This is a genomic window from Rhodoferax sp. GW822-FHT04A08, from assembly GCF_058801025.1.
Genome location: NZ_JBXAMW010000012.1, coordinates 100,015 through 114,113, shown reverse-complemented (window position 1 = coordinate 114,113; position 14,099 = coordinate 100,015). Strand labels below are relative to the sequence as shown.

General features: G+C 60.0%; 10 protein-coding genes. 5 read left to right on the top strand and 5 right to left on the bottom strand.

What is annotated here, in order from left to right; genetic code table 11:
• The first annotated feature begins 138 nt into the window (after positions 1-138).
• The 5 genes from AC1RMF_RS20255 (at position 139) to AC1RMF_RS20235 (ending at position 4,997) form a co-directional block, all read left to right on the top strand.
• Positions 139-1,167: an amino acid ABC transporter substrate-binding protein gene (locus tag AC1RMF_RS20255; protein WP_446738065.1), complete on the top strand. Its 1,029-nt coding sequence runs from the start codon at positions 139-141 to the stop codon at positions 1,165-1,167.
• 111 nt (positions 1,168-1,278) lie between these two features.
• A complete protein-coding gene (locus AC1RMF_RS20250) occupies positions 1,279-2,454 on the top strand; it encodes an amino acid ABC transporter permease (protein ID WP_342618272.1) in 1,176 nt (391 codons plus the stop codon).
• Positions 2,455-2,463: 9 nt separating this feature from the next.
• Complete coding sequence (locus tag AC1RMF_RS20245; protein ID WP_342618273.1) at positions 2,464-3,564, top strand: amino acid ABC transporter permease; 1,101 nt, start codon at positions 2,464-2,466, stop codon at positions 3,562-3,564.
• 9 nt (positions 3,565-3,573) lie between these two features.
• Positions 3,574-4,317, top strand: a complete 744-nt coding sequence (locus AC1RMF_RS20240; RefSeq protein WP_342618274.1) for an amino acid ABC transporter ATP-binding protein — start codon at positions 3,574-3,576, stop codon at positions 4,315-4,317.
• A gap of 161 nt (positions 4,318-4,478) precedes the next feature.
• Complete coding sequence (locus AC1RMF_RS20235; RefSeq protein WP_342618275.1) at positions 4,479-4,997, top strand: flavin reductase family protein; 519 nt, start codon at positions 4,479-4,481, stop codon at positions 4,995-4,997.
• 24 nt (positions 4,998-5,021) lie between these two features.
• On the opposite strand, the gene AC1RMF_RS20230 is transcribed toward AC1RMF_RS20235, so the two are convergent.
• The 5 genes from AC1RMF_RS20230 to AC1RMF_RS20210 all read right to left on the bottom strand — a co-directional run bounded on the left by AC1RMF_RS20230 (position 5,022) and on the right by AC1RMF_RS20210 (position 14,071).
• Positions 5,022-5,840, bottom strand: coding sequence for an ABC transporter ATP-binding protein (locus AC1RMF_RS20230; RefSeq protein WP_493143872.1), 819 nt, complete (start codon positions 5,838-5,840; stop codon positions 5,022-5,024).
• 3 nt (positions 5,841-5,843) lie between these two features.
• Positions 5,844-6,623, bottom strand: a complete 780-nt coding sequence (locus AC1RMF_RS20225) for an ABC transporter permease (protein WP_493143870.1) — start codon at positions 6,621-6,623, stop codon at positions 5,844-5,846.
• Positions 6,624-6,625: 2 nt separating this feature from the next.
• Entirely contained in the window at positions 6,626-7,645 is a 1,020-nt protein-coding gene (locus AC1RMF_RS20220) for an ABC transporter substrate-binding protein (protein WP_493143868.1), read from the bottom strand.
• A 199-nt stretch (positions 7,646-7,844) separates the two neighbouring features.
• Complete coding sequence (locus AC1RMF_RS20215) at positions 7,845-8,255, bottom strand: response regulator (RefSeq protein ID WP_493143866.1); 411 nt, start codon at positions 8,253-8,255, stop codon at positions 7,845-7,847.
• Complete coding sequence (locus AC1RMF_RS20210) at positions 8,252-14,071, bottom strand: PAS domain S-box protein (protein ID WP_493143864.1); 5,820 nt, start codon at positions 14,069-14,071, stop codon at positions 8,252-8,254. Before AC1RMF_RS20210 ends, AC1RMF_RS20215 begins: the two co-directional genes overlap by 4 nt.
• Between the last annotated feature and the right edge of the window lie 28 nt (positions 14,072-14,099).

Below are 14,099 nucleotides of genomic sequence, written 5' to 3'. Positions count from 1 at the left end.
CTCATAACTATTTTGCATAATTTTCAAGAGTAAACCCTGAGCGTAGGGCAAGTAACATGCCGCTACATTCACCTCGTTGGTGCACCCAGAGGTGCCGCGTCGAAACATTAGTCAACACAGGAGTATTACTACATGACTATGAAATCACTGAAGATCGTTGCTGCCATTGTGGCCACCATGGGTACTTTGGTTGCCAGCCCGGCGTTTGCCGGCAAGACCCTGGACGCCATCAAGGCGCGCGGGCAAGTGATTTGCGGCGTAAACACCGGTCTGGCTGGTTTCGGTGCTGCTGATTCTGGTGGCAAGTGGACCGGTCTCGATGTGGATATCTGCCGCGCGGTGGCTGCAGCCACCCTGGGAGACGGCGAAAAGGTGAAGTACGTCCCGCTGAATGCACAGGCCCGCTTCACCGCGCTGCAATCCGGCGAAGTTGACATCCTGTCGCGCAACACCACATTCACCCTGACCCGCGATGCGTCCCTGGGCCTGAGCCAGACAGCCGTGACTTACTACGATGGCCAGGGCTTCATGGTTACGGTCAAGAGCAAGATCAAGAGTGCCAAACAGCTTAAGGGCCAAACCGTTTGCGTGCAGTCCGGCACCACGACCGAGAAGAATCTGACCGACTTCTCCAAGGCCTCCGGCCTGGGCATCAAGCCTGTGGTGTTTGAAAAACTGGAAGCTGCGGAAGGCGCCTACTTCTCCGGTCGTTGCGTGGCCTACACCACCGACGCATCCGGCCTAGCCTCTACCCGCAACAAGGTTGCCAAGAATCCCGCCGACCATGTGATCTTGCCGGACCTGATCTCCAAAGAGCCCCTGGGTCCCATGGTGCGCCGTGGCGATGACGAGTGGACCGCTATTGTCAAATGGACCATCTACGGTCTGCTGGAAGCCGAAGAATACGGTGTGACCGCAGCCAACGTTGACGAGCAGAAGGCCAACAGCAAAGACCCCATCGTGGGCCGCTTGCTGGGATCCACTGAAGACACCGGCAAGCTGCTGGGTCTCGACAAGGAATGGCTGGCACGTGCCATCAAGACCACGGGCAACTACGGTGAAATATTCGAACGCAACGTAGGTCCCAAATCGGCCCTGCAATTACCGCGTGGCCTGAACAACCTGTGGAACAAGGGCGGCGTCCAGTACGCACCACCCTTGCGCTAATTCACCCACACGCACAGGGCCAGCGGCCTTGGCATATCCCCGGGGGGCAGAAACACACCTGTGACTCTGCCCCTTTGTCTTTGTATTTGGATCCACCCTTTACAACAACCCATGTCCACTTCCCACAAACCACCCAAACAGCCCTGGTCCTGGCGTAGTCAGGCATTCCGCGGCCTGATCTACCAGTTGGTCACCGTGGCAGTCATCGTCGCTGTGGTGCTCTACCTGGCACACAACACCAAAGTCAACATGAATGCCCGCGGCATCCAGAGCGGCTGGGACTTCATGCTGGGCGGCGCCGGCTTTGACATCGGCGAGAGCCTGTTCGCCTATGACTCCGCCGACCCGTACTGGAAGGCCTACCTCATCGGCTTTTCCAACACGCTCAGGGTTGCCATCCTGGGCATCATCCTGACCACCATTCTGGGTACGCTAATCGGCGTGGGGCGCTTCTCCCGCAATGCGCTGGTACGTGGCATTTGCGTGTGCTACGTGGAGTTCTTCCGCAACATTCCGGTGCTGCTGCAGTTGCTCATGTGGTATCTGATGTTTACCGAAGTGCTACCCGAATCCGCTGAGCCGCTGGTGCTGGGACCGCTTTACTTGAGCAAGGGCGGCCTGAATTTTCCGGTTCCGGTATGGGGTACGGGCCAGTTGTATGCGGTCATCGGCATGGCAGTGGCGATTGTGGTTGCGTTGTTCTACCGAAGTTACGCCATCCGGTCGTTTGAGAAGACCGGTGTGCCCAAGAGCCTGTTCTGGGTGCCCGTAGGTATCGTCATCGGCTTTGGTGTGGTGGGCTGGATCGTAGGCGGTGCGCCCATGGAGTTCAACATGCCGGTCAAGGGCGAATTCGCCATTGAAAACGGTGGAGCGCTGACACCAGAGTTTCTCTCGGTGCTGTTGGGCCTGACCGTCTACACCGCCGCCTTTGTGGCAGAGGTGGTGCGCGGAGGCATCCAGTCGGTGGCCTTGGGCCAGTCGGAAGCAGCGGCAGCATTGGGTCTGAGCCGCGGCCAGACCATGCGACTGGTGACGCTGCCGCAGGCACTGCGCGTGATCATCCCACCGGTAACCAACCAGTTCCTCAACCTGACCAAGAACTCCTCCCTGGCGGTGGCCATTGGCTATCCGGATGTGGTGTCCATTTCCAACACGGCCATCAACCAGACCGGGCGGGCGGTGGAATGCATTGCCGTGATCATGCTGGTGTACTTGAGCACCTCGCTGTTCACATCCATCAGCATGAACTGGTACAACAACCGTTCGGCCATCAGGGAACGCTAGGGGCTCGCCATGACTGCAACCATTTTTCAACCTATTGCACCACGCCCCGCCCCGGTCAAGACCGAGGGGCTGGCCGCCTGGATCAAATTCAACCTGTTTGCCAACCTGCCCACGTCGATAGGCACCATCATCATCGGTCTAGTACTGCTGGCCATCGTGCCCCGCTTCATCAACTGGGCCTTCATCAACGCCGTCTGGGCCAAGGACTACGATGCCTGCCACGCGGCCGCAGGGGCCTGCTGGGGCGTGGTGGCAGAGAAGTACCGCATCATCATCTTCGGCCGTTATCCGTTTGAAGAACAATGGCGGCCACTGGTATCCGCGCTGGCGCTTCTGGGACTGCTGGTGGCCAGTTGCATGCGCGCGTTCTGGAAACCCTGGCTGGCGGCGCTGTGGATTGGCGTGCTGGCCTTCTTCTTCACGGTGATGTATGGCGGCGTTCTGGGCCTCTCACGTGTGGATACGGACCGCTGGGGTGGCTTGCCGCTGACGCTGTTGCTGGCATCCCTGTCGATGTCCATGGCCTTCCCGATTGCGCTGGTGATCGCGCTGGGCCGCCGCTCCAAGCTGCCCGCCATCCGCAGCGTGTGCACCATCTATGTGGAGCTGATTCGCGGCGTGCCGCTGATCTCGGTGCTGTTCATGGCGTCGTTCATGTTCCCCCTGCTCATGCCGCAAGGCTTCAGCATTGATGTGCTGGTGCGGGTGCTGGCCGGCATTACCCTGTTTGCCGCGGCCTACATGGCCGAAGTCATACGCGGTGGCCTGCAGGCGGTGCCCAAGGGGCAGGTGGAGGCAGCGGCCACACTGGGCCTGAGCTACTGGCAGACGCAGCGCAAAATCGTGTTGCCCCAGGCGCTGGCCATGGTGGTGCCCGGCGTCATGAACAACTTCATTTCCACCTTCAAGGACACCTCGCTGGTCACCATCGTGAGCCTGTATGAGCTTACCGGCGCCATGAGCATGGCGCTGAACTCGGATGCCAACTGGCGACCATTCAAGATCGAGGGCTACCTCTTCATCGCCCTGATCTATTTCATTTTCTGCTTCTCCATGTCGCGCTACAGCATCTGGATTGAAAAGCAGGTCAACAAAAGCAAGCTGCGCTAAGGATTCACCATGTCAGAACACATCATTACCTTCGACAAAGTCAACAAATGGTATGGCAACAGTTTTCACGTGCTGCGTGACATCGACCTGCAGGTCAAGACCGGCGAGCGCATCGTGGTTTGCGGCCCATCGGGCTCAGGCAAGTCGACCCTGATCCGCTGCATCAACCGCCTGGAAGAGCACCAGCAAGGCCACCTCACCGTGGACGGTGTGGAGCTCACTGACGACGTCAAGGCCATTGACGATGTGCGCAAGAAAGTCGGCATGGTGTTCCAGCAGTTCAACCTGTTCCCCCATCTCACGGTGCTGGAAAACCTCACGCTGTCCCCGATGTGGGTAGGCAAGATGCCCAAGAAGGAAGCCGAAGAACGCGCCATGGCGCAACTGGAGCGCGTGCGCATTGCCAACCAGGCCAGCAAGTACCCGCTGCAGCTCTCGGGTGGCCAGCAGCAGCGTGTGGCGATTGCCCGCGCGCTGTGCCTCAAGCCCAAGATCATGCTGTTTGACGAGCCCACGTCGGCGCTGGACCCGGAGATGATCAAGGAAGTGCTGGACGTGATGATCGAGATGGCCAACCAGGGCATCACCATGCTATGCGTCACACACGAAATGGGCTTTGCCAAAGCCGTGGCCGACCGTGTGATCTTCATGGACCAGGGCCAGATCGTGGAGCAGAACAACCCGCACGACTTCTTCAACAACCCGCAGAGCGACCGCAGCCGGGACTTTCTCTCCAAGATTTTGGGGCACTGATTCAACGCTTGCGCTTCAACTGCGCCAATCTTGCCCTTACCCCCGTCTGGGTAAGGGCGGGGCAGTGGGAACTTACAAACAGCGCCACAGGGAAGACATCGCAAAGGAGAAGAAAAACCTCTCCGTGGCGTGCCCCAATCAATCTGAGTTAAATTCCCCGCATGTTGTCTTCCGTCCGGCCCCAAAAGGCCAAGCCCCCTACTTTTTCCAAAGCCGAGTTCCGTACCGCCCTGGGCATGTTTGCCACGGGCGTCACAGTAGTAACCGGACGTGCCCCTGACGGCAGTCTGGTGGGCCTGACGGCCAACTCGTTCAACTCGGTTTCGATGTCGCCGCCGCTGGTTTTGTGGAGCCTGTCGCAAACTGCGGGTTCCATGGCCGCCTTCAGCACCGGCTCACATTACGCCATCAACATCCTGAGTGCGGATCAGCAGGAACTGGCGCGCCAGTTCGCCGCAAAAGATGTAGACCGCTTTGCCGGTGTGAAGTACCACCTGGGCGCTGCCGGTGCACCCCTGATCGAAGGCGCGGCAGCCACGTTTGAATGCTTCAACCGCAGCCGCTACGAGGAAGGCGACCACGTGATCTTTGTCGGCGAGGTGGAGCGTTGCACGACGCTGGCCGGTGCATCTCCCCTGCTCTATCACGGCGGCAAGTTCTACGCGGAGCACCCGCTGTAAGCGAGCGGCCTGGCAAGGGCGTAGTCACCGACGCACTTCGCGCTGGAAGATTTCCAGGCTCAGTTTCTTCATGCCCACAAAGCTGGGTTCACTCAATGTGGCCAGCGTACGCGGACGCGGATCGTCGTACCGGAGTATCTCGGCCACCTTGGTCGGTCGTTTGGTCAGCAGCAGCACTTCGTCGGCCAGATACACCGCCTCCTCCAAATCATGCGACACCAGCAGCATGGTGGTGCCAGTCTGCATGAAGACCTCCTGCAATTTCTCCCGGATGAACAAGGTCATCTCGAAGTCCAGTGCGGAGAAAGGCTCGTCCAGAAACAGCACCTCGGGCTTGGGCGCAAGGGCCCGCATGATGGACGCGGTCTGCTGCTGTCCGCCGGAGAGTTCATAAGGGTAGCGGTTCAGATCGAACTTGACGTCGAATGACGCCACCAGCTCGGCCATGCGCCTATCCACTTCCGCCTTGGGCTTGCCTTCGAGTTTGAGCGGATAGGCGATGTTGTCGATGGTGCGCATCCAGGGGAACAGGGCCTCGCGGTAGTTCTGGAAGACGTAGCCGATCTTGGTGTCCTTCAGGCTTTTGCCATCGAAAAGAATTTCGCCGGAGTCCATGGGGATCAAGCCCGCGATCATGTTGATGAGCGTGCTCTTGCCGCAGCCGTTGGGCCCGAAGACCGAAACGATCTTGTGCTTTGGAATGTTCAGATCGAAGTTTTCATACAAGGGCCAGCCGGCAAAATACTTGGTCAGGCCGCGAATCGTGATGTGGGTTCCGGCGGGTCCGGGTTGGAAGGGTGGCGTGGGCACATCGGCGACCACGGCTGCGTTGAGAACTTCCATGGCTTACCTCCCACTCCAGTGCACGATCTTGCGTTCTGCAACCAAGAACAAAATATTCAGGGCGTATCCCAGGGCCCCCGCGGCCAGAATGGCTGCGTACATGCTCTTGACGTTGAGCACCTGCTGCGCATCGATGATGCGGTGGCCCAGCCCCGAGTCGGAACCAATGAACATCTCGGCAACAATGACAATCACCAGCGCCATCGACACTGCCGAGCGCAGGCCTACGAAAGACGGCTGCAGGCTCTCCCATATCAGCACATCCTTGAATACCTGCCAGCGCGAGGCGCCCATGACCTTGGCTGCCATGACGCGCTGTTTGCGTGCATTGATGACGCCGTATGCGCTGTTGAACACCACGATGAGCAGCGCACCAAATGCCGCAATGGCCACTTTGTTGACGTCGGATACGCCAAATATCAGGAGGAACAGCGGGATCAATGCGGAAGACGGCGTTGAACGAAAGAAGTCGATGAGGAACTCCACACTGCGGTAGGCCTTCTCGTTGCTTCCCAGCAAGACACCCAGTGGCATACCGACCACCGCCGCGATCAAAAAAGCTTCCAGTGTTCGCATGACGGTCACACCAAAGTCGGCCAGCAGCGGTCCGCCAGCCAGCCCCGTCACCATGGTGAAAATCGTGGCAAAGGGACTGGGCAATAAGATGGCCTTGATGAGACCGAAGCGCACCACCAGGTCCCAGATGATGAACAACACGATCGGGCCGATGAAGGGAATGAACCCTTCCCATCTGGATGGCTTGGGCAATATCCGGGTAGACATAGTCAGGCCTTGTAGAGCAGACCTTCGACCGCGACCTTTCGCTCGAAGATTCCCTTCTCCGTAAACAGGTCGTAGAACTTCTGGAAGTAGGCCACGTCGGCAGGCTTGAACTCGTTGTAGAGCATGTAGGACGCCAACGGCACCTCGCTGGTGAGCGGGCCTTCGATGGCGGTGTAGCCTTTCATGTATTGGCGCGCTTCATCCGGTTTGGTGCGCACCAATTCAATGCCGCGTGCATAGGCTGCGATGTATTTCTTGGCCACGTCCGGGCTCTTCTTGATGAACTCCGAAGTCAGGCTGGCCGATCCGCCATGCCAGGGAGCCATGGGGTCGCCCAGGATGTAGTGGGCCACTACGCCGGCTTCAATCACCCGCGCGGTGCCATTCATGCGCCCCACCGTACCGGTGGGCTCCAGCGTGTAGCAGGCATCCACCTGACCAGCCACCAGCGCTGCCACATGCTGCCCAATGGGCAACTCCATGACCGTGGCGCCCGAGGCACCGGCGCGCTCCAGCATGGTCTTGCACAGGGTCACATTCTGGATGCCGGGACCGGACGCGACCTTCTTGCCCTTGAGTTCGGACACGGCCTTGACCGGGCTGTCCTTGGGCACGATGAACTCGTCCAGCACATGCTTGGCATTGCTCGGGTTGGTGGCAAAGATCTTGAACAGGCCTGGCTGCGCAATCTCTCCGATGGCCAGGTTGGCGGAACCCGTCCCGTTGGAGCTGCCATCGCTGCGCCCGGACAGCATGGCCTCCATCACCTGCTGCGCACCCGCAAACTTCAGCGCTTCCACATCCAGGCCGGCCTCTCTGAAGTAGCCCTTCTCAATGGCGGCAAAAAAAGGAAGCCCGGCTGCGACCGGCCAGAAGCCAATGCGCACCTTGACGCCCTGCGCCCGCACGATGGCAGGCATACCGAGGGCGCCCAATGCGCCTGCGGTCGCCGCGGTCTTGAGCAGTTTGCGTCTGGAGGTATCCGCGTGAAGGTATTGCTGCGTACCGTTGGCGTGTGACATGAAGAACTCCTACAGTTTGACGATGAGACCGTTAACACAGAGGGAGTTCGGGTTACATGCACCCTGATGCAACGCTATGGCAGCGCAATCCGGGATCACCGGCGTTGCATTGTCTGGTTGCTCACACAAAGGCACCATTTTTGAACACCCCTTCTTGTATCCAAGAAGGAATGCAAACTACGTGCCAAATTGCCTTTGCCTAACGCCTGGACAGCACGCGCGTGATTTCCGCCTGCAGCCGATCCAGGTCCAGCGGCTTGCACAGATAGCCATCGGCTCCTGCCTTCTGGTAGCGCAAGGCCTCGCCCGGCTCATCGTGGGAGGTTGCCATGATGATGGGTAGGTGAGCACCCGTCACGGCCTCCTGCGCACGTATGGCCGCCAGCGCTTCCAGTCCATCCATGACAGGCATCATGACGTCCATCAGCACCACGTCCACCTTCATCTTGGCCAGGCACTTGAGCGCCTTCTCGCCATCCTTCACCACCATGCCGGTATGGCCGAGCTGGGTCAGCAAACCCACCACCACACGCTGGTTGATGATGTTGTCCTCGGCCACCAGTACCTTCAAGGAGCGGGGCGCAACGGTGTGCGGGTTGGGCAGGGTCATGTGGAAGCAGTGTCGGATACGTGGGGGGCAATCTGTTGCAGCAGCGTCTCGCAGGCAGTCGCTGCAGTGTCGAAGTCCAACTCCGCCATGGCTTCATCGAGTGCTGCCAGGGAATCGGCATGGGCTTCATTCAATTGTTGGCGCAACTGGGCATGCAACTCCATGGAGGCCATATCGGATGCCCGCAACGCAAGCAGCAGCTCGCGCAGTTGTGTGAGCGTTGCCTGCTCCCAGGCCGGGGAAGCTGCCGGCGCAGACACAATGGCAGCGGTGTGCCAGAGCGCAATGGCGGCGTCCAGCGCCCCAAGCGTCTGACTTAGCCGTTTCTGCAGGGCGTCACACGCCTGTGCAAAGCCTGGGGCCAGGCTGGTTGGGTACACCTGTTTTTCTGCCGCTGCGGCGAGAGCCGACAGTTCGTCCAGCCCCACCGTCGCCGACAGGCCTTTGAGCGAATGCAGCTCGCGTTTGAGTGCCTTCCAATCCGCCTGCGCCGTCCATTGCTCCAGCCGTTGCGGCAATATCCGGGCGTCGGCCGCAAAGGCGGTCAGCGAGCGTCGCAAAAGATCTGCATTGCCGCCCATACGCACCAGCGCCTTGTCCACATCCATCTCCGACGGCCAGGCGTCGCCGGTAGCACGCCTCTGCACCGGTACAGGTGCGGCCGCGACCGCATGCATGACCGGTGTCCAGAGCGTTTGCGCCACCAGTGTCTGTACCAACTGGTTCAAGTCAAAGGGCTTGCCCACATGGTCATTCATTCCCACTGCAAGACACTCATCGCGGTCCGAGTCCATGGCGTTGGCGGTCATGGCCACGATGGGAAGCTTGGCAAACCGGGCGTCGGCACGCAGAACCCGGGTGGCGGCAAGCCCGTCCATCACCGGCATCTGCAGGTCCATCAGCACGATGTCGAAGCCCGGTTTGGCCTGACGCACCGCGGCCACACCCAATGCGCCGTTGTCGGCCACTTCGACGTGCGCACCTTCGGAGCGCAGGAGCTCCTGCGCCACCTGCTGGTTGATGGCGTTGTCTTCGACCAGCAACACGCGCATGCCAGCCAGTCGGTTGGCGTGCACGGCAGTGGCATCCGAAGAGGCCTCAGGAAGATGACGCGCTCTTGCCAGGGCCTTGGCGAACATGGCGGCCGTCAGCGGCTTGACCAATACACCGTCGGCCAATTGCGATTCGCGGTCACTGCCTTCGTCAAAGGATTCGCGGCTGTGACGCACCATCAACACCATGCGGGGAACCGGGTGCCCCGCACAAAGGCGTCGGGCATTCCTGAGTGTTTCCCATCCATCCATATCCGGCATCTGCGAATCCACCACCATGGCATCCAGGGCGACGGCGCCCTGCTGCAAATGCGCACCCAGCATGCCAATCGCCTCGGCACCGGATGAAGCCTGCTCGACCACCCACCCCAGCGAGCGCATCATCGCGGCGCTGATGGTCAAGGCCATTGGGTTGTCATCGACCAGCAGCACACGCTTGGCATCCGGCGTGATTGCAAGAGCGGCTTGCGGGAGCGCAAGCAGTGCGGGCTCGACCGTTGCGAGCTGCATGACAAAACTGAAGGTACTACCCTTGTTCAGTTCACTCTGGAGCTTCAGCTCACCGCCCATCAGGCGTATCAGTCGGGTGGAGATGACCAGCCCCAGTCCGGTTCCGCCAAAGCGGCGTGTGGTGTCCGATTCGGCCTGCGTAAACGCATCGAAAATGCGCGACTGATTTTCCGGCGCAATGCCGATGCCGGTATCGACCACCTCTATCCCTATGCGAACCGAACCGAGCTCCTGGGTCAGCAACTTCCAGCGGATGACCACCTGACCCTGCTCCGTGAACTTCACCGCATTGCCGCCCAGATTGATGAGAACCTGCTTGAGACGCATGGTGTCGCCAATGAGCTCGTTCGGAATCGTGGGATCGATGTCGAACAGCAGGTCCACCTCTTTGGCCCCCAAATTGGCCGACAGGATGACGGACAGGTCCGACAGCAATTCCTCCAACACGAAGGGCTCCGGGTTGAGCTGCATCTTGCCGGCTTCCACCTTGGAGAAGTCCAGAATGTCGTTCAATAGCCCCAACAGGGAACGTGCGGCCCCGGCGGCCTTTTCGGCGTAGTCCTTCTGCCTGACGCTCAACTCGGTATTGCGCAGCAACTGCAACATGCCCAGGATGGCGTTCATGGGCGTGCGGATTTCGTGGCTCATGTTGGCCAGGAACTGGCTCTTGGCGGTGCTGGACTGCTCCGCCAGCAGCGTAGCCTTGCGCAGGGACGATTCGTATTCCTTCTGCTTGGAGATGTCGTACACCATGGCCAGGTGCCCCACCTGCACGCCCTGGGCATCGCGCATCTGCGAAAAGATCAGACTGGCCTTGAAGCGGGACCCATCTTTGCGCACCAGGGTCCACTCCTGCTCGTCACGGATGTCGAGCACGTGTGCGAACACTTCCACTGCATCAGGCTCGCGACCCCAGATCAACTCCAGGGTTTCACGCAGGGCACTAAGTTCGGCCGCGTCAAAGAAGATGCTTGCACTTTGCAGGTCAATGACCTCCGCCGCAGCAAAACCCAGCAGATTCTCTGCCCCCCGGTTGAACACGCTGATGAGCTGGTCCTGCCCCAGGGCGATCACACCTACGGCCGTGGCCGAGTCCAGCACGTTTTGCAGCATGGCCATGGTGTGCGCCAACTGCCGCTCGGCCAGCTTGCGCTCCGTGATGTCCATATGCGTTCCGTACACCCACAACGGCTTTCCGTCCTCGGATCGGCTGGTGAGTTTGCCCTTGGACAACACCCACACCCAATGTCCCTGTTTGTGGCGCATGCGCAGCTCGGCGTCGTAGCTGGCACGTGCTCCGAGCAGATGCTCCTGCAGTTTTTGCCGAGAAGAAGCCAAGTCGTCGGGATGCACCAGGCGCGACCAGTCATCCCGGATGAGGGGCGGCAATTCCTGCAATGTGTAGCCCAGCATCTGCACATACTGCTCGTTGTAGATGTTCTCGCCGGTCTGGACGTTCCACTCCCAGGTGCCGACCTGGGTGCCTTCCAGAATGCTTTGCATGCGCCTTTGCTCTTCACCACGTTGTGCGCTGGTGAGTTCCGCAGCAGCGGTCGCGAGCTTGAGCTCGGTGATGTCGATACGGAAACCCACATGGTGTCCGTCGGCCATGCGCCGCTCCACCACCTTGAGCCAGCGGCCATCGCTAAGCCTTTGCTCCGAGGTGGAGTGCTCCATCCGATGCAGCGCCATGCGCTCAGCCACCCATTCATCCACGCGACCCACGGCTTCGGTGTTTTGCCCGCGCTCAGCGCCCACACGCACAATGGTTTCGAAGCTGGTGCCCTCCACGATCAAATCCGCCGAAAGGGCGTACAGATCACGGTACTTGTCATTGCAAAGCACCAACCGGTCTTGCGGATCAAAGAGCACAAAGGCTTCGTCAATGGCCTCTATTGCGCCGCGCAGCAAGGCGCCGCTTCTTTCCACTTCCCGCTGAGCCAAATGGTCCTTGGTGACGTCCTGCATCGCGCCCACCAGACGTGCCGGCCCGGTCTCTCCGAACACGACCTCGCCAAAGACGCGCACCCAGCGCTGTTCTCCTTGGGCGGTGCGGAACTCCAGCACCAGGTCCCAGGGTGTGCCGTCGCGTCCGGCCAGCAGCATGACTTCGCGCAGCCGCTGGCGGTCAGCCTCGGGATAGAAGCTCAGTGCAACTTCTTCCGTGGGCTGGAAATCCGCGTCCAGACCATGGATGGCGCAGGTCTGCGGACTGAAGTGCACCTCCCGGGTGGCCAGATCCAGCTGCCAGGCACCCACGTTGGCAATTCGACCAGCCCGGTCCAGAAAGGCTTCGGCATCCCGCAGATTGATTTCCACCTGCTTGATTTCCGTGATGTCCGTGTGGATGCCGCCAATCCATTCGACGCGGCCATTCGGCGAACGGGACATGACCTTGGCGCGGCTGAGTATCCACATCCAGCTGCCGTCTTTGCGCTGCACCCGTACGTCGCACGAGTAGCCGTCCGTAACGCCCAGAATGCAGTCCGCCATGGCGTGATTGATGCGCGCCTGATCCAGGGGGTGCAGGCGCTGCTGCCAGAAGGTGTCGGCGTCGGGTACCACTTCTGCCTTGGAGAAGCCCATCATCGCGCCCCAGCGCTCATTCCATCGCTGCTCGCCGGTCTGCAGATTGCTTTCCCAGGTGCCCACGTTGGTACCCGTCAGGATATTCTCCGCACGCTCCTTTTCCAGTTGCAGATCGGCCTTCGCCAACACCTGCTCGGTAATGTCGCTTTGTACCGACAGGTAACCGGTGATCTTGCCCTGCTCATCCAGCACCGGCATGATTTCCAGATCAATCCAGTAGTCCTGCCCTTGCTTGTTTCGCTGCAGCACCCGGATTTTGGTCCGCTCACCGGACTCCACCAGACTATCGATGATGCCCGGCTTGGATGGGTCTTCCTTCGGGCTGTGCAGCAACTGGCTGGGGCGCTTGCCCAATGCCTCTTCTGGTGCGAAGCCGGTCATGCGGGTAAAGCCCTCGTTGACCCAGGTAATGCGCCACTCGGTGTCGGCAAAGTACACGGCATCAAAAGTCCGCCGGGCAACCATGGCCAGTCGGTCCAGGTCCTGGGTCAGGCTTTGCGCAAGAAGAATTGCACGCGACCGTCCCACCATCAGCAGCCACAGCACCGTGGCCACCAGCACGCTCAGCCCCGACCCCAGCAAGGCTCCGTGCAAAGGTTCTTCCAGATGCAAATTGGCCTCAAAGACTGGCGTGGAGTTGGCACGCAAATAGAACACCTTGTCGGCAATCAGCACCGGGCGTACCACCGAGAACATGCTGTGCATGTGGCGCACCAGACTTTCAGGCAGGTCGACCTGGCCAGAGGGCATTTCGCTGTCATAGACCAACGACTCGGCATTCAACTGGGGGCCGTCGTACAGCTGGAAGTTGGTCATCGATGACGCAGACTCCTGGCCATTGGCCATCAGCTCGGAAAACACCAGAGGCGCATAGGCCCAGCCCCGTAGCGTCTGCACGCGCGTGGCTTCGTCCTTGGGTACATCCGCACTTCCATACACCGGCACCAGGAAAAGAAATGCGGGACGCTTGCGGCCGTCCTGTATCAGGGCAATGCGCGGGGAGAACACTTCGCCGCCCGTGCGCATGGCGGCTTCGGCTGCGGCGCGGCGCCTGGGCTCAAAGCCTATGTCAAATCCAAGTGCACCCTGATTGAGGTCTGCCGGCTCCACCGCTTTGACAACGAAGAGCTCGGCCTGATCACCCGAGGTTTTCACCTCAAAATCGGTCCAACCGGATCTGCGCTGCAAGGCAACGAAGTCGGCCAGGTCTGCGCGCCCTATGCGGGCTATGTAGCCCAGCCCTCGTGCCCCGATATAGCCGCGGCGCAAATCATTGTTGAGTACAAAATTCCGGAATTCCTCCCGGGTGATGTTGTTCCTGGTCAGAAACAGCCCGCGCACGCCATGCAGCATCTGGCTGAGGCTGGCAACCTGGTCCTGGATATTGCCGTCAAGCAACTCGACCTGCTGGCCAAACCGCCGATTCGCCTCGTCCACAATGGAATTGCGGGCATTCATTGCGTAGCGTACCGACAAGCCCACGCCCAGCAGCACGCACACCAGGGTTACCAGCAGGGGACCGCGAAATTGCTCTATCTGCTGGCGTACATCGAACGTCTTGCCGCGTCGGATGTTGCGCACCAGCCATACCAGCGCCAACAGCAAGGCCACGCCAACCGGAGGGATGGCGGCGTACACAAAAATATCTACCAATCGGTAGTCCAAATCAGTGTCCCCACAATGTATTTATCCA